Source organism: Acidovorax sp. sif0632, from assembly GCF_019218805.1.
GTDB classification, from domain to species: domain Bacteria; phylum Pseudomonadota; class Gammaproteobacteria; order Burkholderiales; family Burkholderiaceae_C; genus Acidovorax; species Acidovorax facilis.
The window spans coordinates 191,349-208,663 of record NZ_JAHUWW010000001.1; the positions used below are offsets into that span (position 1 = coordinate 191,349).

Annotated in this window: 17 protein-coding genes; 5 read left to right on the forward strand and 12 right to left on the reverse strand. The window is 66.4% G+C overall.

What is annotated here, in order from left to right; translation table 11 throughout:
- Positions 1–186: 186 nt before the first annotated feature.
- The 9 genes from KW832_RS00830 to KW832_RS00870 form a co-directional block, all read right to left on the reverse strand.
- Positions 187–1,245 carry a serine/threonine protein kinase gene (locus KW832_RS00830; protein WP_218298962.1) on the reverse strand — a complete coding sequence of 353 codons (1,059 nt, stop codon included), beginning with the start codon at positions 1,243–1,245 and terminating at the stop codon, positions 187–189.
- A gap of 44 nt (positions 1,246–1,289) precedes the next feature.
- Positions 1,290–2,384 carry a DUF2855 family protein gene (locus tag KW832_RS00835; protein WP_218298961.1) on the reverse strand — a complete coding sequence of 365 codons (1,095 nt, stop codon included), beginning with the start codon at positions 2,382–2,384 and terminating at the stop codon, positions 1,290–1,292.
- Positions 2,385–2,469: 85 nt separating this feature from the next.
- On the reverse strand, positions 2,470–3,909 hold the full coding sequence (locus KW832_RS00840) for a bifunctional serine/threonine-protein kinase/universal stress protein (protein WP_218298960.1): 1,440 nt from the start codon (positions 3,907–3,909) through the stop codon (positions 2,470–2,472).
- A complete protein-coding gene (locus KW832_RS00845; protein WP_218298959.1) occupies positions 3,906–4,664 on the reverse strand; it encodes a metallophosphoesterase in 759 nt (252 codons plus the stop codon). Before KW832_RS00845 ends, KW832_RS00840 begins: the two co-directional genes overlap by 4 nt.
- Before the next feature lie 134 nt (positions 4,665–4,798).
- On the reverse strand, positions 4,799–5,185 hold the full coding sequence (locus KW832_RS00850) for a DUF1304 domain-containing protein (protein ID WP_121422133.1): 387 nt from the start codon (positions 5,183–5,185) through the stop codon (positions 4,799–4,801).
- 3 nt (positions 5,186–5,188) lie between these two features.
- Positions 5,189–5,605 (reverse strand): organic hydroperoxide resistance protein, encoded by a 417-nt coding sequence (locus tag KW832_RS00855; RefSeq protein ID WP_142148831.1) that lies wholly within the window; start codon positions 5,603–5,605, stop codon positions 5,189–5,191.
- Positions 5,606–5,677: 72 nt separating this feature from the next.
- Entirely contained in the window at positions 5,678–6,142 is a 465-nt protein-coding gene (locus tag KW832_RS00860; RefSeq protein ID WP_218298958.1) for a MarR family winged helix-turn-helix transcriptional regulator, read from the reverse strand.
- Between the two features lie 269 nt (positions 6,143–6,411).
- Entirely contained in the window at positions 6,412–7,230 is an 819-nt protein-coding gene (locus KW832_RS00865; RefSeq protein ID WP_218298957.1) for a crotonase/enoyl-CoA hydratase family protein, read from the reverse strand.
- A gap of 219 nt (positions 7,231–7,449) precedes the next feature.
- A complete protein-coding gene (locus tag KW832_RS00870; RefSeq protein ID WP_056745609.1) occupies positions 7,450–8,298 on the reverse strand; it encodes a 3-hydroxybutyryl-CoA dehydrogenase in 849 nt (282 codons plus the stop codon).
- A gap of 129 nt (positions 8,299–8,427) precedes the next feature.
- Between KW832_RS00870 and KW832_RS00875 the strand changes: the two genes are divergently transcribed.
- Together KW832_RS00875 and KW832_RS00880 are read left to right on the forward strand one after the other, a co-directional pair.
- Positions 8,428–10,017, forward strand: a complete 1,590-nt coding sequence (locus tag KW832_RS00875) for a GMC family oxidoreductase (protein ID WP_218298956.1) — start codon at positions 8,428–8,430, stop codon at positions 10,015–10,017.
- A gap of 188 nt (positions 10,018–10,205) precedes the next feature.
- Positions 10,206–10,943: a hypothetical protein gene (locus tag KW832_RS00880; protein WP_218298955.1), complete on the forward strand. Its 738-nt coding sequence runs from the start codon at positions 10,206–10,208 to the stop codon at positions 10,941–10,943.
- 27 nt (positions 10,944–10,970) lie between these two features.
- Here the strand turns inward: KW832_RS00880 and KW832_RS00885 are convergent, their stop codons facing one another.
- The 3 genes from KW832_RS00885 to KW832_RS00895 are packed head-to-tail and all read right to left on the reverse strand — an operon-like array spanning position 10,971 to position 13,683.
- A complete protein-coding gene (locus KW832_RS00885) occupies positions 10,971–12,323 on the reverse strand; it encodes a GAF domain-containing protein (protein WP_218299102.1) in 1,353 nt (450 codons plus the stop codon).
- Positions 12,320–12,835 (reverse strand): hypothetical protein, encoded by a 516-nt coding sequence (locus KW832_RS00890; protein WP_218298954.1) that lies wholly within the window; start codon positions 12,833–12,835, stop codon positions 12,320–12,322. The genes KW832_RS00885 and KW832_RS00890 overlap by 4 nt, the downstream gene beginning before the upstream one ends.
- On the reverse strand, positions 12,832–13,683 hold the full coding sequence (locus KW832_RS00895) for an ABC transporter permease (protein ID WP_218298953.1): 852 nt from the start codon (positions 13,681–13,683) through the stop codon (positions 12,832–12,834). The genes KW832_RS00890 and KW832_RS00895 overlap by 4 nt, the downstream gene beginning before the upstream one ends.
- Before the next feature lie 90 nt (positions 13,684–13,773).
- On the opposite strand from KW832_RS00895, the gene KW832_RS00900 reads away from it, so the two are divergent.
- From KW832_RS00900 to KW832_RS00910, 3 genes are all read left to right on the forward strand, one after another.
- Positions 13,774–14,982 (forward strand): PAS domain-containing sensor histidine kinase, encoded by a 1,209-nt coding sequence (locus tag KW832_RS00900; protein WP_218298952.1) that lies wholly within the window; start codon positions 13,774–13,776, stop codon positions 14,980–14,982.
- The gene (locus KW832_RS00905) at positions 14,979–15,674 is read left to right on the forward strand and encodes a response regulator transcription factor (RefSeq protein WP_218298951.1); all 696 of its coding nucleotides are present in this window, start codon (positions 14,979–14,981) and stop codon (positions 15,672–15,674) included. The genes KW832_RS00900 and KW832_RS00905 overlap by 4 nt, the downstream gene beginning before the upstream one ends.
- A 146-nt stretch (positions 15,675–15,820) precedes the next feature.
- A complete protein-coding gene (locus tag KW832_RS00910) occupies positions 15,821–17,227 on the forward strand; it encodes a CmpA/NrtA family ABC transporter substrate-binding protein (RefSeq protein WP_218298950.1) in 1,407 nt (468 codons plus the stop codon).
- Positions 17,228–17,315 lie beyond the last annotated feature (88 nt).

Here is a 17,315-nt window from a genome sequence, read left to right on the forward strand (position 1 = left end):
CGCCCTTCGCAAGTCAGAAAACGCCTTTCCAGGAAGGCGTCTCTGGATGTTGCGCGACATCGCGCCCCTGTGCACACGGGTTGACAATCGTTTGCAATGCCCGGGCGCCTCTGGCGCCTCTCCGGGGCGCCGCAGCGGCCTGCACCACAACACACCGCAGCGCAGGCGGCTCAGTGCGCGTTCATTTCACGCCACCAGGGGCTCTTCCTGCATGGCCTCAATCTGCTCGATCAGCATGTCCACCTGCCCGCGCCAGTAGTCGCTGGTGCCAAACCACGGGAAGTTGACGGGAAAGATCGGGTCCTGCCAGCGGCGTGCGAGCCAGGCGCTGTAGTGGATGAGGCGCAGCGTGCGCAGCGGCTCGATGAGCGCCAGCTCGCGGCGGTCGAAGCTGCGGAACTGCTCGTAGCCGTCGATCAGTGCGCCGAGCTGGTGGGTGCGCTGGCGCCGGTCGCCCGACAGCAGCATCCACAGGTCTTGCACGGCCGGACCCATGCGCGCGTCGTCCAGGTCCACAAAATGCGGGCCGCCCCGGCCCCATTCATCCAGCGGAGTCCAGAGGATGTTGCCAGGGTGGCAGTCGCCATGCAGGCGGATTGCTGTTGCATTTTCTAAGCCAAATGAGGCTCCAGCGCTTGATGGATAAGCGCTGGAAGCTATCAATTCAAGAGCTTTGTCGCATTGGGCCTTCCAGGTGGCCTGCATGTCGAGCGGAATGATCTCGTTCGTGAGCAGCCAGTCGCGCGATGCTGTGCCAAAGGTCTCCAGGTCCAGCAGCGGCCGGTGCACAAACGGTTGGGCCGCGCCCACGGTGTGGATGCGTGCCAGAAAGCGGCCGATCCATTCCAGCACCTCGAAGTCGTCCAGCTCGGGCTGGCGCCCGCCGCGCCAGGGGCTGACGGAAAACGCAAAGCCATCGTGCTGGTGCAGGGTGGTGCCGTTCAGCACCAGCGGGCCCACGGCGGGCACCTCGGCGGCCATCAGCTCGGCGGCAAAGGCGTGTTCTTCGAGGATCTGCGCCTCGCTCCAGCGGCCTGGGCGGTAGAACTTGGCCACCACGCGTTCGCCGTCTTCCAGCGTGGCCTGGTACACCCGGTTTTCGTACGACGACAGGGCCATGAGGCGGCCATCGCCATACAGGCCCACGCTGGCCAGCGCGTCCAGCACCTGGTCGGGCGTGAGGCGGGCGTAGGGGTGTTGGTCGTTCGAGGCGTTGGCAGCGGTATCGGGGGGCAATGGGGTCATGCCCCATTGTCGCCGCCGCGCCCTTGACGGCCCGGCATAGCGTTTCAGCCAGGCAGCATCGTCGCGATATGCCCGGCGCGCGGGTCGCCGCTGCCCGCCAGCACGCCCGCAAACAGCGCCTGCGTGGCCTGGGGCCCTGTATGGTGCTGCACCACCAGCCAAGGCTGCGGCCCGGCCGACACGGCGGTGCTGAACTGGTTCCACGCCGCCACCAGGCGCTCGTTCAGGCCCTGGGCGCCCCAGTCGGCGTGGCGCTTCTTGACCTGGGCGGGGGCGAAGAACATCACCGGGCGCGGGCCGGGCAACTGGCCTGCGCCGCCCAGGTCCTGCACGTGGCTGGCGCCCACCGAGCAGCTGTAGGCCAGGCCCGTGAAGTGGGCGTGGATGCGCTGGCGCAGGCCCACGCTGCCCGCAAAGTCGATGTACACGCTGGGCGTCGCGCCGTCGATCTGGTCCAGTGCGTCGTAGGTAACCACGCGGCTGTAGCAGCCCAGGCTTCCGCAAAAGGCCACATTGCCGGGCGAGGTGAGGCCAATGACCTCGACGCCCTCCCGCTGCGCGAGCTGGAACGCGGTGCCATAGGCCGTTTTGCTCGACGCGCTGGACAGCAGCATGCGCTTGGCGCCAAAGAACTGCTGGTCTTCCAGAAAGTCGTCGATGAGCCACGAGGTGATGAACAGCGGCCGCAGCAGCGCCTGCACGTCTTCGTTGTCGGCGCGGTACAGCCCGTCGGTGCCGGTGCGCAGGTAGTGGTTGTAGACCGCATGCAGGCCCGCGCGGTGCGCGGCGCCGTCACTGAAGCCCGTGGGGTTGACGCGCTGGGGCGACAGCACGGCCTGACTGGCCATGGGCCAATAGCCATAGAGGCGCTCGCCCACGGCCACCTCGGGGTGCTGTGACTCTGTCACCGTGCCAAAGCCCCACACGGGCACGATGCCCCAGCCTGCCTCGCCCGTGGGGAAGAACTGCCAGTAGTTCAGCATGTCGCCCAGCGCGGCGTAGGTGATGTTGTTGGCCGTGAGGGCAAACGACTCGACCCGCACGCGGACCTGGCCGCCTTCCAGCGGGGTGTCGTCGGCGGTCAACAGGCGGGTGCTGGCCAGGTTGTCCTGGCGCACGAGGAGGGTGGTGGTGCTCATGCCGCCACGCTAAACGAAAGCCCGGCGCGGCTCAAGCGGGCCGCGCCACCTCGGCGACAGCGGGGCCCACTCTTTGAACAGGCGCTTAGCCCGGGAACGTCTGGCCCAGTTGCTCGAACGGCAGCGCCTGCTTGACCAGGATGACGGTGCAGGGCGCCTCACGCGCCACGCGGATGGGCACGGTGTCGATGAAGCGCTGCATCTGCAGCCCGTGGGTGGCGGCGCCCAGGATCATCATGCTCACGTGGTTGCTGGCTGCATAGCGCACCAGCGCCTGGGCCACGTCGCCCGCTTCGAGCACGTGGTAGCTCACGGCATGCCCGGTCAGGTCCAGACCCTGGGCCCACTGGCGCAGGCGTGCCATGTGCTGGCGGTGCAGCGTGGTTTCGCTGCGGTTGCTGTCGCTGGTGCTGCTGGCGCCGGGCGAGATTACCGTCACGCAGGCCAGCCGCGCGCCGGGGCGGATGCCCAGCGAGCGGGCCACGGCCTGCCGCAGCGAGTACAGCGTGGCATCGCTCACATCGGCATGGGGCACGGCGACCATGAGGATGGGCGTGTCCTCGATCTGCTGCGAGGGCAGGGGGCTGGGCGTGTAGTGCATGCCCGCAGCACGCAACCAGCGCCGCACGTGCGTGCGCAGTGGAGTGCGCTCGGTGCGTTCGCCGCGTTCGGTAACCTGCACCTGTTCGGGGTTCGACAGGTCGAAGGCCAGGTGCGCGGCCGACGGGTAGCGGCTCCCTGCCTCAGGCTCCAGGCAGCGCAGGATGACTTCCTGCAGCCAGGGCGGGATGTCGGCGCGGTGTTTGCGCGGCGGGGCAGGCGTCATCCACAGGCGCTGTCGCATGCCGCCGCTGGTGGTGGGCGCGCCAAAGGGCAGCTCGCCCGTGGCCAGCTCGTACAGCATCACGCCGATGGCAAAGATGTCGCTGCGCGGGTCGCCACGCACACCCACCACCTGCTCGGGGGCGATCCAGGCGGGCGAGCCCACGGCCTGGCGCATTTCCTCGGCCAGCAGGTCGGGGTAGTGCGCGTGGCACGACAGGCCAAAGTCCAGCAGCACGGCCGTGCCATCTTCTTTGATGAGCACGTTGGCCGGTTTGAGGTCGAGGTGGCACACGTTCTGCTGGTGAAGGCTGTGCGCCGCGCGCGCGGTGGCCGCGCCCAGGCGTGCGATGGTTGCTGTGTCGCAGCGGCCAGGCCCTTCGTCCAGCCAGTGCTGCAGCGTCTGGCCGGGGATGTATTCCATGACCAGGTAGGGCAGACGCACCAGGTCGCCCGCCGCCACAAAACGCGGCACATGTGGGCCGCTGAGCACGGGCAGGATCTGTAGCTCGACCTCGAAGCTCACGATGTTCTCGGCCCCGTCGCCTGCCGTCATGCGCGGGATCTTCATCGCCATGGGAAAGCCGGGGCTGCGGTCGGCCTGCGCGTATTCCACGGCGTAGATGTGGGCCATGCCACCCGCGTGGATGCAGTCCACCACGCGAAAGCCGTCGATCTCGGTCCCGGGTTCGAGCAGTTTCATTGACCATGCTCCAGCCTGTCGGCATAGAACGCGGGCAGTCCTGCCGCGCGGATGGCGGCGGCGGCGGCCAGGTGGTCATACGGCACGCGGTAGAAGGTGATCTGTTTGGCGGTGTCGTCGAACACGGCATACATGGCGCGCGCATCGCCGTCGCGCGGCTGGCCCACCGAGCCCACGATGGCGAGCCACTGGCGGTGTGGCGGCACGGGCACGGGTACGCCCGGCTCGGGCGCAAAACGCATGAGCTTGGCGGTGGGCGTGAGGAAGTACAGCACCTGTTCGTGCACATGGCCGCTGAACACGTAGCGGATGGCGGGGTCGAGGGCCTGGGCCGCCGTCATGCAGCGCTCGGCGGCGTTGGAGTCCTCCACGTAGCGCCATTGCTCCGGCATGTCGGCGCTGGCATGCACGAGCAGCGCGCTGCTGCCCAGACGCGCGGTGAGCGGCAGCGACTGCAAAAAAGCGATGTGGGTATTGCCGAGCTGGTCGTGCGTCCACTGCGCGCCCAGCTCGCTGCGGTTGCGGGGGTTGGCAGGCGGCGCCAGGGCCATGGCGTCGTGGTTGCCCAGCACGCACAGGGCGCCTTGCTGGGCGAGGTCGCGCACCTGCTCCACCACGGCCACGGGCTCGCCGCCGTAGCCCACCAGGTCGCCCAGCAGCGCAAACTGCTCGGCGCCCTGGGCGCGGGCGTGTTGCAGGCAGGCGGTGAGGGCCTGGCGGTTGGCGTGGATGTCGGACAGCAAGGCGATTTTCATGGTGTTGTCTCCAACCCCATCATCGCGCGCATGGCTGAATGGCAGCTTGCAGGCGGCAGTACCTGCGTGGATTCAAAGAAAAAATAGCTGCTAGCGCTTGTTGATCAAGCGCTGGCAGCTATGGTTTTGGTAGCTCAGAGGCTGCGCTGTACGGCGGGTTTTTTGTCCAGCGCCAGCACCAGGCCCAGCGCAATGATCGCGGGCAGCGCCTGGCTGAAGAAGATCTTGGGCGCTGCGGTGGCGGCGCCAAACACCCCGGCCACGATCACGCAGGCCAGGAAGAAGATCTTGAACACCCGGTTGCCGGTGAACAGCCCCCAGAACAGGCCTGCCGCCAGAAAACCGTTGTACAGCCCCTGGTTGGCCGCCAGCGTGGTGGTGGCGTCGGCCAGCTCCTGGGTCAGGTTGAAGGTCTTCATGCCCAGGGGCTTGTTCCAGAAGAACATTTCGAGCACGAGGATGTACACATGCTCGATGGCCACCAGGGCCACCGCGATGCGGGGAAGCAACTGGCGGCCCATGGCTTACACCAGCGTGATGGTCACGTCGATGTTGCCGCGCGTGGCGTTGGAGTAGGGGCAGACCTGGTGGGCTGCGTCCACCAGCTTCTGGGCGGTTTCCTTGTCCAGGCCGGGCAGGCTGATGGCCAGGCGGGCGGCGATGCCATAGGCGTTCGGGATGGGGCCCAGGTCCACTTCGGCGTCGATGGACACGTCCTGCGGCACGGGGATGCCGATCTTGCCGCCGACGGCCTTCATCGCGCCGATGAAGCAGGCGGCGTAGCCGGAGGCAAACAGTTGCTCGGGGTTGGTGCCGGTGCCGGACGTGCCGGGCGAGGACAGCTTGACTTCCAGGCGGCCGTCATCGGTCTTGGCGGCGCCATCGCGGCCACCGGTCACGTGCGACTTGGCGGTGTACAGGACTTTTTCGAGCTTGGTCATGGTGTCTTCCTTGCGGTTGTTGCCCACTGGCGGGCGGTGGAGGGAATCGGTTCTTGCGTTGTCTGTAGGCCGTCAGCGTTGCTCGCTGAGCCGGTCCCGCAGTTGCTTGAGTTCGGTGGTCAGGGCCGTCAGCTCGGCAATCGAGCACTGGCTGCTTTGCAGCACACAGGGCGGGATGGCCTCGGCCTGGTCGCGCAGTGCGCGGCCTTGCGACGTGAGGGTGATGCGCACGCGGCGCTCGTCCTGCACATCGCGCAGCCGGGCAATGTGGCCCTGCGCCTCCAGGCGTTTGAGCAGCGGCGTGAGCGTGCCGGAGTCGAGAAACAGGCGCTCGCCCAGCTCGGACACCGTCACGCCATCCTGCTCCCACAGCACCAGCATCACGAGGTACTGCGGGTAGGTCAGGCCGATGTGGTCGAGCAGGGGCTTGTAGAGCTTGGTCATCGCCAGCGAGGCGGAATACAGCGCAAAGCAGACCTGGTTGTCCAGCCGCAGGATGGCGGGGCTGGGAGTGTGGGGTGTGCTGTGGCTGGGCATGGGGTGAATTGTGAGTGTGAATTCAATTGTGTGCAATTGAATTGTGAAAAACTTTGTTAATGGATGGGATTTTGTCGGTGGGGGAGCGGCGCCGCGCCATCGGTGCTATTCGCGCGCTCCGCTTGCGCAGGCGGGGGCGCTGTGCCCTTCACTCTCGGGAAATTGCTATCAATAGCAGAGCTGCTGGCGCATGATTCATATGCGCTAGCGGCCGATTAGGCTTTAAATTTGGCATGTGGTGGTTCGGGCGACGACGAACCACCAGGCCCTCAGCGCCCGCTGAACTGCGCGGGCCGGCGCTCGACAAAAGCGCGCACGCCTTCGGCCGCATCCTCGCTGTTGGCCAGTTCCTTCTGCACCGGGATGAAGTCCGCCACCGCAGCCGCCTGGCCTTGCTCGATGGCCTTGAGCACATTCAGGCGCGTGGCCACCACCGCGCGCGGCGCCTGGGCGGCAATGCGCTGGGCAATCGCCAAGGCCTCGTCCAGTTCCTGGCCAGCCGGCACCACTTTTTGCACAAAGTTCAGGCGGTACGCCTCAGCGCTGCCAAACTCGTCGGCCGTCAGCAGGTGCAGCAGCGCATTGCCCATGCCCGCGCGCTCGGCCATGCGCAGCGTGGCGCCGCCCGTGGCCATGATGCCGCGCTGCACCTCCATCTGCGAGAAGCGGCAGTTGTCGGCGGCCACCACGATGTCGGCACCCAGCATCAGCTCGATGCCCACGGTGAAGCAGATGCCCTTGACGGCCACCACCATGGGCTTGGTACGGCGCCGGTAGCCGGGCAGGCCGTAGTCGTGCGGCTCCACCAGGCCTTCGGGGATGGCTTTTTCGCCGCGTTGCATGTAGGCGCTCACAGCGGGCAGGTCCAGTCCGGCCGTGAAGTGGTCGCCCATGGCATGCAGCACACCGACGCGCAGGTCGGGGTCATCATCCAGTCGGGTGTAGGCCTCCGCCAGCTGGCGGAACATGGGGGGCGTCCAGCCGTTGCGCTTGGCCGGGCGGTTGATGCCGATCAGCAGCACGTGGCCGAGCACCAGGGTGTCGATGCAGCCCTCGGGCGGGGGCGTGGTGGGGGTGATGTTTGTCATGGGCGCGGGTCTCCTGGCCCATGATTGAAAACGCTTAGCGCGCTGGGCGCCGTCTCAGCCGAGACAGTGCGAATGACAAGCGTAAGTGGCCTTAAAAACTGGCGCGGCCCATGCGAGTGCGCCCGCGCAAGGGCCGCCACGACATGTGAATGTCGTCTTCACTCCGTGCGCCGGGTGCGTCCCCCCTCTGGGGGGAAGGCGCGAAGCGCCTCAGGGGGGTTAGTAGCTATACACGCCCTGGCCCGTCTTGCGGCCCAGGCGGCCTGCGGCCACCATTTCCTTGAGCAGCGGGCAGGGGCGGTATTTGCTGTCGCCAAACTCGGTCAGGTACACGTCCATCACGGCCAGGCACACATCCAGGCCGATCATGTCCGCCAGGGCCAGCGGGCCGATGGGCTGGTTGCAGCCCAGTTTCATGCCCGCGTCGATGTCCTCGGGCGTGGCCAGGCCTTCGGCCAGCACGAAGAAGGCCTCGTTGATCATGGGCACCAGGATGCGGTTGACCACAAAACCGGGCGCGTTCTTCACGGTGATCGGGCTCTTGCCCAGCGCCTCGGCCAGGGCCTTCACGGCGTCGTGCGTGGCATCGCTGGTCTGCAGGCCGCGGATGATCTCCACCAGCGCCATCATGGGCACGGGGTTGAAGAAGTGCATGCCGATGAACTTGTCGGCGCGGCTGGTGGCGGCCGCCAGCTTGGTGATGGAGATCGAAGACGTGTTCGATGCAATCAGCACCTCGGGGCCCACGAGGGCATCCACCTGCTTGAGGATCTTGAGCTTGAGTTCGTAGTTTTCGGTGGCGGCCTCGATCACCAATTGCGCGGCCTTGAGGTCGTCGTAGCTGGTGGAGGTTTGGATGCGCGCCAGGGCCGCAGCCTTGTCGGCCTCGGTGATTTTTTCCTTCTTGATCAGGCGGTCCAGGCTGCCGGCCACGGTGGCCAGGCCTTTTTGCACTGCAGCATCGGAGATATCAACCATCACCACGTTGATGCCCGACACCGCACAGGCCTGTGCAATGCCGTTGCCCATGGTGCCTGCGCCGATGATGCCTACGGTCTGAATCGTCATATAGAGAGCCCTCTTCAAAGTGAAACGGATGGCCGGAATGGTAAGGCGAATCGCACGACCGTTCGGTTATCGTGCGTCAAACCTGAACCAACAAGCCGCTGCGCAGCATGGCGGAGGAGACACAACAACATGTTTGACTACATCGTGATCGGTGGCGGCTCGGCGGGCTCCGTGCTGGCCGGCCGTTTGACTGAGAACCCCTCCGTGCGCGTCTGCCTGCTGGAGGCCGGGCCTGCCGACAAGAGCGTGCTCATCCACTGCCCGGCTGGGCTGGCCGTGATGGCCAAGTTCGAGCTGAACGGCTGGGGCTTCAACACCACGCCGCAGGCCGCGCTGAATAACCGGCGCGGCTACCAGCCACGCGGCAAGGTGCTGGGGGGCTCCAGCTCCATCAACGCCATGGTCTACATCCGGGGCCAGCACGCCGACTACGACCACTGGGCCGCGCAGGGCAACCCGGGCTGGGGCTGGGAGGATGTGAAGCCTTACTTTGTGCGTGCCGAGAACAACGAGCGCGGTGCCAACGATTGGCACGGCCGGGGCGGGCCCTTCAACGTGGCAGACCTGCGTGCACCCAACCGGTTCAGCCAATATTTCACTGACGCAGGTGTACAGGCCGGGCACCCGCACAACACCGACTTCAATGGCGCCACGCAGGAAGGCGTGGGCCTGTACCAGGTCACGCACAAGAACGGCGAGCGCCACAGCGCAGCCAAGGGCTACCTCACGCCGCACCTGGCGCGGCCCAACCTGCAGGTCATCACCGGTGCGCATGCCACGCGCATCCTGTTCGAGGGCACACGCGCCGTGGGTGTGGAATACCGCCAGGGTGGCGCGATCCAGCAGGTCCGCGCCGGGCGCGAGGTGCTGCTGAGTGCAGGCGCGCTGCTGTCGCCGCAGCTGCTGATGCTGTCGGGCGTGGGGCCCGCGGCACACTTGCAGCAACAAGGCATCCCGGTGCTGCACGACCTGCCGGGTGTGGGCCAGCACCTGCACGACCACCCCGATGTGGTGCAGGTGCTGGACGCACCCGAGCTCAAGGACCTGTTCGGCCTGTCACTGTCGGGCATGGCGCAGACGCTGCGCGGCATTGCCGAATGGCGCAAGCACCGCACGGGCATGTTGACCACGAACTTTGCCGAGGCGGGGGGCTTCATCAAGAGCGACCCATCCGAGCCAGCGCCCGACCTGCAGCTGCACTTTGTGATCGGCAAGCTGGTGGACCACGGGCGCAAGACCGTGTTCGGCCATGGCTACTCGGCCCACGTGTGCCTGCTGCAGCCCAAGAGCCGGGGCTCCGTCACGCTGGTCAGCCGCGACCCCATGGCCTTGCCTTTGGTGGACCCGAACTTCTTGGCCGATCCCGATGACATGGCGCGCATGGTGCGTGGCTTCAAACGCACGCGGGAGATCCTCATGCAACCGGCGCTCGCGAAGTTCGGCGCCAAGGAGCTGGCGGCCTCGGCCAGTGCGCGCACCGATGCCGAGATCGAGCAGTTCATCCGCCAGTACGCCGACACCATCTACCACCCCGTGGGCACCTGCCGCATGGGGCCCGGGCCGCTGGATGTGGTGGATGCCGAACTGCGTGTGCATGGCCTAGCGGGCCTGCGTGTGGTGGACGCGTCCATCATGCCGCGCATCGTGAGCGGCAACACCAATGCGCCCACGGTGATGATTGCTGAAAAAGCGGTGGACCTGCTGCGCGCCGCGCCGTGAACGATTTCACGTTTGGCGCCCGGAACGCGATTTTTAAGGTTTTCAAAGGGTCTGTTTAAGGAGTTTTTAACAGGCAAAAGCGCGGCGAATTTCTAGACTTCTTTGCATGGAAACGGGTGCATGGTGCACCCGGCCCAGTGCCAGAAAAAAGGCGCTGAAAGAGCCCACCGGGGCCATGAAAGAACGTGATGAAGATTGATGCCCGCGAAATTGCCGCACTGACACAAGCCCAGCCCGCCGCCCCCCGCATGGACATGTATGCCAGCATCCACAAGGCGCTGCGCGCCTTCATGGCCGACACGCTGCTGGGCCTGGGCCGCATGGATGTGGACGACGACCTGGAGTTTGCAGAGACCTGCGACCGCGTGATGCAGCTGCTGGACCTGTGCCGCGCGCACCTGCACCACGAGAACCAGTTTGTGCACGCAGCCATGGAGGCGCGCCAGCCCGGCTCCAGCCAGAGCATTGCCGGCGAACATGTGGAGCACGAACAGGCCATCACGGCCCTGGCAGACGGCGTGAACCACCTGATGGCCTGTGCCAAACCCGCACGTCCGGCCGCCACTCTGGCCCTGTACCGCCAGCTGGCGCTGTTTGTGGCGCACAACTTCGAGCACATGCACGAGGAAGAGACTGCGCACAACCGCGTGCTCTGGCAGTGCTACACCGACGCGGAACTGGCGGGCGTGCACGATGCGCTGGTGGCCTCGATCCCGCCGCAGGAAATGATGGTGGTGGCCCGCTGGATGGTGCCCTACATGTCACCCGCCGAGCGCACGGCCATGCTGTCGGACATGCAGCAGCATGCGCCTGCCCCTGTGCTGGCAGCGGTGCTGGCGCAAGTGCAGTCGCACCTCACGCAGCCTGAGTGGACCAAGCTGATGCGCAGCCTGGGCCTGCCGGTGGTGCCGGGTCTGGTGCACTGACTTTGAGAAATCAGTGGCGTGAAGGCGTCAAGCGTCTTCCAGCACCACGGGGCGCAGTACGCACAGCCGAAAGCGCCCGCGCCCTGTTTTTTCGATGTGGATGTGCGGGCAGTTCTCCTGCAGGCGGCGCTGCAGCAACAGCAGGCGGGCCTCCAGGTTGTCGGCCACATCGGGCAGGCGCAGGGCGGGGTCCAGCCGCAGTTCGCGGTTGGTGAAGTCCACGCGCCCGGTGTGCTGGTGGTCGCGCAGCAGCTTCCAGACAATGGCGCCCGCCACGCCCTTGATCAAATAGTCGTCGTTGATGAACACGCTGTCGTTGGCCGCAAAGTGGCGCACCCGCAGCGCGCTGCCGCTCACCGGCGGTGCCGCTGTTGGAGTAGGCAGCGGCTCGGGCGTATCGGGCGCGGCCTGCAGCAGGTCGATGGCGGCGGCCAGCTGGCCCGCAATGGCCACCAGCAGGTCTTCATCCTCGAAACCAAAGCGCATGTCCTCGGGGCTCTCGGCAAACAGCACTCCCAGCAGGCGTCCGGCCGACAGCAGCGGCACCGCCACCTGGCTGTGCGGCTCTGGCAGGCCGGGGTAAGGGATGTCCAGGCCGCGCAACGGGGGCGCATCGGGTGCGGCATGCGCGTCCATGCTTTCGCGGATGGCATGGCTGTACAGGGCGGCGTGCGTCATGTGGCTGATGCGCACCGGCGTGCGCTCGCGCGCAGCCATGCCGATCACTCCCTGCCCCAGCCGGATTTCTGAACCCACGCCCGATGTGGCATAGCCGCAGCTGGCCACCGTGTAGAGCTGTTGGGCGCTGGCGTCCAACATCAGCACCATGGCGTGCTGGATGCCCAGCTTGTCCTGCAGGCCCTGCAGCGCGCCTTGCAGCAACTCGTCCAGCCCCGAGCAGCGCGCGATGCTCTCGCTGCACAGGCGCAGCGTGTGCAGCAAGCCAGAACGTGGTGCCGGTGCCGGCAGGCCTTCGCCGGCCACCGATTCGATGCGCTCCACAGCGTAGATGTCGGCCCCTTTGAGTTCAAACACCTCGGCCATGCCCGCATGCGACGCGATGCCCGCCAGCTGCGCGCGCATGCTCTCGAACACCGGGCCACTGTCCTCGGTGCGTTCGTACAGCAGGTGCAGGCGGTAGAAATGGGCGGTGAGCGGGTCCAGCACCAACACCGACGCGCGCGGGTTGCGCAGGATGTTCTGGCGGGTCTTGTTGAAGAACTGGAACGACAGTGCAACATGCCCCGCATCCACATAGACCACCTGCGAGATGTAGGCCACGTTGGGCGTGCCGTCGGGGTCGCAGGTGGCCATGATGGCGGGAATCGCACCCTCCAGGCAGGGGCGGATGCTGTGCAGGGACGGCGCGGCGGTGCTCATGGCTGCGGCGTAGATGGTGAGGGTGATGTGGGTGGCGAGCACAACTCCGCGCCGGCGCGCGGGCCCGGCGTCTGGTCGAACGCGCTGGTGGGCGTGAAGCTCACGGCCACCACATCTTGCAGCGGCGCTGCGAGCATGGCCGCTACATACTGCGGGCCGTAGCCGACCTGGCCCACCTCCTGCACCATGGACTGCAGGTAGGCCTGCAACAGGGGCAAGTCGCCGTCATGGGCTGGGCGCTGCGTGGCCCGGCGGGCCTTGAGCTGCAGCGTCTGGTGGGTGGACGGCACGCTGAAGACCACGGCAATCTCGCCGGTGTGCGCAATGTCCTGCAGCAACTGCTCGGACTGGCTGCGCCGCAGGTACACCGTGACCTCCTGCCCGTCGCCGCTGATGTGGCTGCCCACGGCCCGCATGATGCTCGGGCGCAAGGCCGCATCGCGGGACGCCACGATGGCCGACACGCCTTTGGCCACCATGGCGATATGGCTGGGGCCGAGCAGGGCGGTCATGCCTTGAAGCGCTTGCGGGTCAGGGCCAGGGCCACCCAGAAGGCCACCACGGTGGTCACCACCAGCACCAGGCCGTGGCGCAGGGGGTGGGCAGGCCACTGGTCCATGAACAGCGGGCGTACCAGCTCCACGGCATTGGTCAGCGGCAGCCAGTCGGAGATGGCGCGCACGATGGGGGGCAACTGCTCGCGCGGGAAGAACACACCCGAGAGAAACATCATGGGCGTAAGCACCAGCGTGAAGTAGTAGGTAAAAAAGTCATACCCCTTGGCCAGAGCGTTGAAGATGAGCGCGATGCTGGAGAACATCACCCCCACGAACAGCAGCACCGGCCAGGCCACAAGCAGCTTCGGGCTGTGGCTGATGGAGAGGGCCAGCATGACGCCCAGGATGGCGGTGACGGTGAATAGCGCCTTGAACGCCGCCCACAGCATCTCGGCCAGCACCACGTCGTCCAGGCTCACCGGCGCGTTCATGATGCCGTCCCAGGTCTTTTGCACATGCATGCGCGAGAAAGCCGAGTACAGCGCCTCAAAGCTGGCCGCGTTCATGGCGCTCATGCAGATGGAGCCGCTGGCCAGGAACAGGATGTAGGGCACCTTGGTGTCGCCCGCCGCGCCGCTCACATTCACCTGACCCACCAAGGCCCCCATGCCGTAGCCAAACGCCACCAGCCACATCAGCGGCTCGGCAATGTTGCCCACCAGGCTGGGGATGGCCAGCTTGCGCCAGACCAGCAGATTGCGCAGGAACACGGGCCACCAGCGCACGGACAGGCTGGGCGGGCGCCATACCGAAGGCGGGGGCGGGGCCACAGTGGCCACAGAGGGCGGGTGAGCGGTTTGCATCCGCTTATTGTGCGATGTTGGCGGGCGGCCGCACAGTCCCCGATGTGTTCATCGTTGCCACCTGGGCACGGCCATTGCTTGGGTACCCCTATGTCCACCCACGTCCTGAACCTGCCCGCCGGTGCCAGTGCCCTCTGGCAGAACCGCCTGGGGCTGCTGCTGGAGTCCACGGGCGAGGGGGTGTTTGGCATTGATCTGGCGGGCAACTGCGTGTTCATCAACCGGGCGGGCGCGCAGATGCTGGGCTTTGTGGCCGATGAGGTGATGGGGCGCAACATGCATGCGCTCACCCACCACAGCCACCCCGACGGCAGCCCGTATGCGGATGGCGACTGCCCCATCTTCAACGCGTTCCGCCAGGGCCTGCCCTGCCGTGTGGACACCGAGGTGTTCTGGCGCCGCGATGGCTCGGCGTTTGCCGTGGAGTATTCGAGCCACCCCATCCTGGAGGGCGAGCAGGTGCACGGCGCCGTGATTGCTTTTGTGGACATTACCAGCCGCAAACGCGCCGCCGACGAGCTGCAGCGCGCGCACGATGAGCTGGCCCGCGCCAATGACGAGTTGGAGCGCCGAGTGGCCGCGCGCACACAAGAGCTGTCGCAGGCGCTGGCGCAGCTGCGCGAGCTGTCGGCCTACTCGGAGCAGGTGCGCGAAGACGAACGCACCCGCATCGCCCGCGAAGTGCACGACGAGCTGGGCAGCCTGCTGGTGGCGCTGAAGATGGATGTCAACTGGCTGCACAAGCGCCTGGGCGAGCAGGGTGAGCGCACGCCCGAGGCCGCGGGCGACATGCGCACCCAGATGCGCTGCAAGTGCCAGAACATGAGCCGCCTGATCGAAAACGCCGTGGACAACGTGGGCCGCATCATCACCGACCTGCGCCCCAGCATCCTGGACCACCAGGGCCTTTGGGCGGCGCTGGAGTGGCAGGCACAGGAGTTCGTGCAGTCGGCCGAACTGGAGCTGGCGTGGCAGATGGAGGTGCCTGCCACCCTGCACCTGCCCGAGCCTGCCGCCATTGCCGTGTTCCGCATCTTCCAGGAGATGCTGAGCAATGTGGGCCGCCACGCGCAGGCCAGCGCCATCGACATTGCCATCGACGTGCAGGACGAGATGCTGCAACTGCGCGTGCGCGACAACGGCGTGGGCGCTACCCGCCAGGCCTTGGAGGCGCCCACCGCCTATGGCGTGATGGGCATGCGCGAGCGGGCACGGCAGCTTGGGGGCCGGCTGAGCATCACCAGCGAGCCGGGGCAGGGCTCGTGCCTGCAATTGCTGATTCCTCTGGAGCTGTCATGAATTCCGTGGTTCGCGTATTGATCGGGGATGACCACCGCATCGTGCGGGAAGGGCTCAAGCAGGTGCTTGGCGACCCGGCCAACGGCGCGCCCGAGATCACCGTGGTGGCCGAGGCGACCCAGGGCAGCGAGGTGCTGGAGCTGGTCGCCGCCCTGCAAGGGCCCACGGGAACACCGGGGCTGGACCTGGTGCTGCTGGACATCGCCATGCCGGGCATGGACGGCCTCGAAGTGTTGCAGGCGCTGCGCAAGGCCTGGCCTGCATTGCCGGTGCTGATGCTCAGCACCTACCCCGAGCGGCAATACGCGGTGCGCTGCATCCAGATGGGCGCGGCGGGCTACCTGCACAAAAGCGCCGATCCCGACGACATGGTGGCCGCCGTGCGCAAGGTGGCAGCAGGCGGGCGCTACCTGACAGAGGCGACCGCGCAAGCCCTGGCAGGTGCACTAGAGCGCACCGGGGTGGTGCGTACCGCCCAGCAGGGCACGCCCGCCGGGGTGGACGCGCTCTCCTATCGGGAGCACCAGGTGTTCCGCCTGCTCACTGCCGGGCAAAGCGTGAGCGAAATTGGTGCGCAGCTCAAGCTCGCGCCCAACACGGTGAGCACCTACCGCGCCCGCATCCTCGAAAAGACCGGCGCGCGCAACGATGTGGAGCTTGCGCTGCTGGCACGTGGCGCACCGGCAGAGTGAATTCGGTGCGTTGCACGACCGATTTGTAGTGCTGGCCCTACACGCTGTAGACACCACACCCACGAATTCATGACAGCGGGCCGACACCGGCAAAAACTGGCCCGCGCTTTGCGTAACGCCTGGCACCAACTTCTTCGAGGTGTGCCATGTCCAAATTCTTCTCGCCCTACGATGCCGACCGCCCGTTGATGCTGAAATGCAGCTGTGGCCGCGACCACACGGTGGCCGACCACCACGCCGAGGTGTCGGCCGATGCCGCCGCAGCCACCCTGCGCCAGCGCAGCGAGACCCGTGATTTCGAGCTCTACAGCAACGAGTTCATCGAAGCCACGCTGGTCAAGGCGCTGTTTCCGCAAGACGCGGTGCGCCGCCGCTTCATCAAGGCGGTGGGCAAGGGCACGGCCATGGCGGCCATCGCGAGCGTGTTGCCTGTGGCCAGCATGCAGGCCATGGCGCAAGAGAAGCAGGGCGCACTGGAGAAGACCAACCTCAAGATCGGCTTCATCCCTATCACCTGCGCCACCCCGCTGATCATGGCCCACCCGCTGGGCTTCTACAGCAAGCAGGGCCTGAGCGTCGAAGTCACCAAGACGGCCGGCTGGGCACTGATCCGCGACAAGATGATCAACAAGGAGTACGACGCCACGCACTTCCTGAGCCCCATGCCGCTGGCGATCTCCATGGGCCTGGGCTCCAACGCCACGCCGATGAACGTGGCCACCATCCAGAACGTGAACGGCCAGGCCATCACGCTCAGCCTCAAGCACAAGGACAACCGCGATCCCAAGAACTGGAAGGGCTTCAAGTTCGCGATCCCCTTCGATTACAGCATGCACAACTTCCTGCTGCGCTACTACCTGGCCGAGGCGGGTTTGAACCCCGACACCGACGTGCAGCTGCGCGTGGTGCCACCCGCCGAGATGGTGGCCAATCTGCGCGCGGGCAATATCGACGGCTTCCTCGGCCCCGATCCTTTCAACCAGCGCGCCGTGTTCGAGGAAGTCGGCTTCATCCACCTGCTCACCAAGGACCTGTGGAACGGCCACCCCTGCTGCGCCTTCGGCACCAGCACCGAGTTCATCCAGAAGAACCCCAACACCTTTGCCGCGCTGTACCGCGCGGTGCTCACCTCGGCCGCGATGGCGCGCGACCCAGCCAACCGGGAGCTCATCGCCAAGGTGATTGCGCCCCAGGCCTACCTGAACCAGCCCGAGGCCGTGCTCAACCAGGTGCTCACCGGCAAGTTTGCCGACGGCCTGGGCAAGATCCAGAACGTGCCGGACCGCGCGGACTTCGACCCCATGCCCTGGCAGAGCATGGCCGTGTGGATGCTCACCCAGATGCAGCGCTGGGGCTACATCAAGGGCGATGTGGACTACAAGCAGATCGCCGAAAAGGTGTTCCTCATCACCGATGCGAAAAAGCAGATGAAGGCGCTGGACCAGAAGGTGCCAGAGGGCGCGTACCCCAAGTTCAAGATCATGGGGCGCGAGTTCGATGCCGCCAAGGCGAGCGAGTACGCAAAGAGCTTCCCCATCCGTAAGGCGGCATGAAATGAAGCACCCCCTGAGTCGCTTCGCGCCTTCACCCCTCTCTCGCCTTGCTGCGCAATGCGGGAGGGGGACGCCCCCAGCGCGGCGG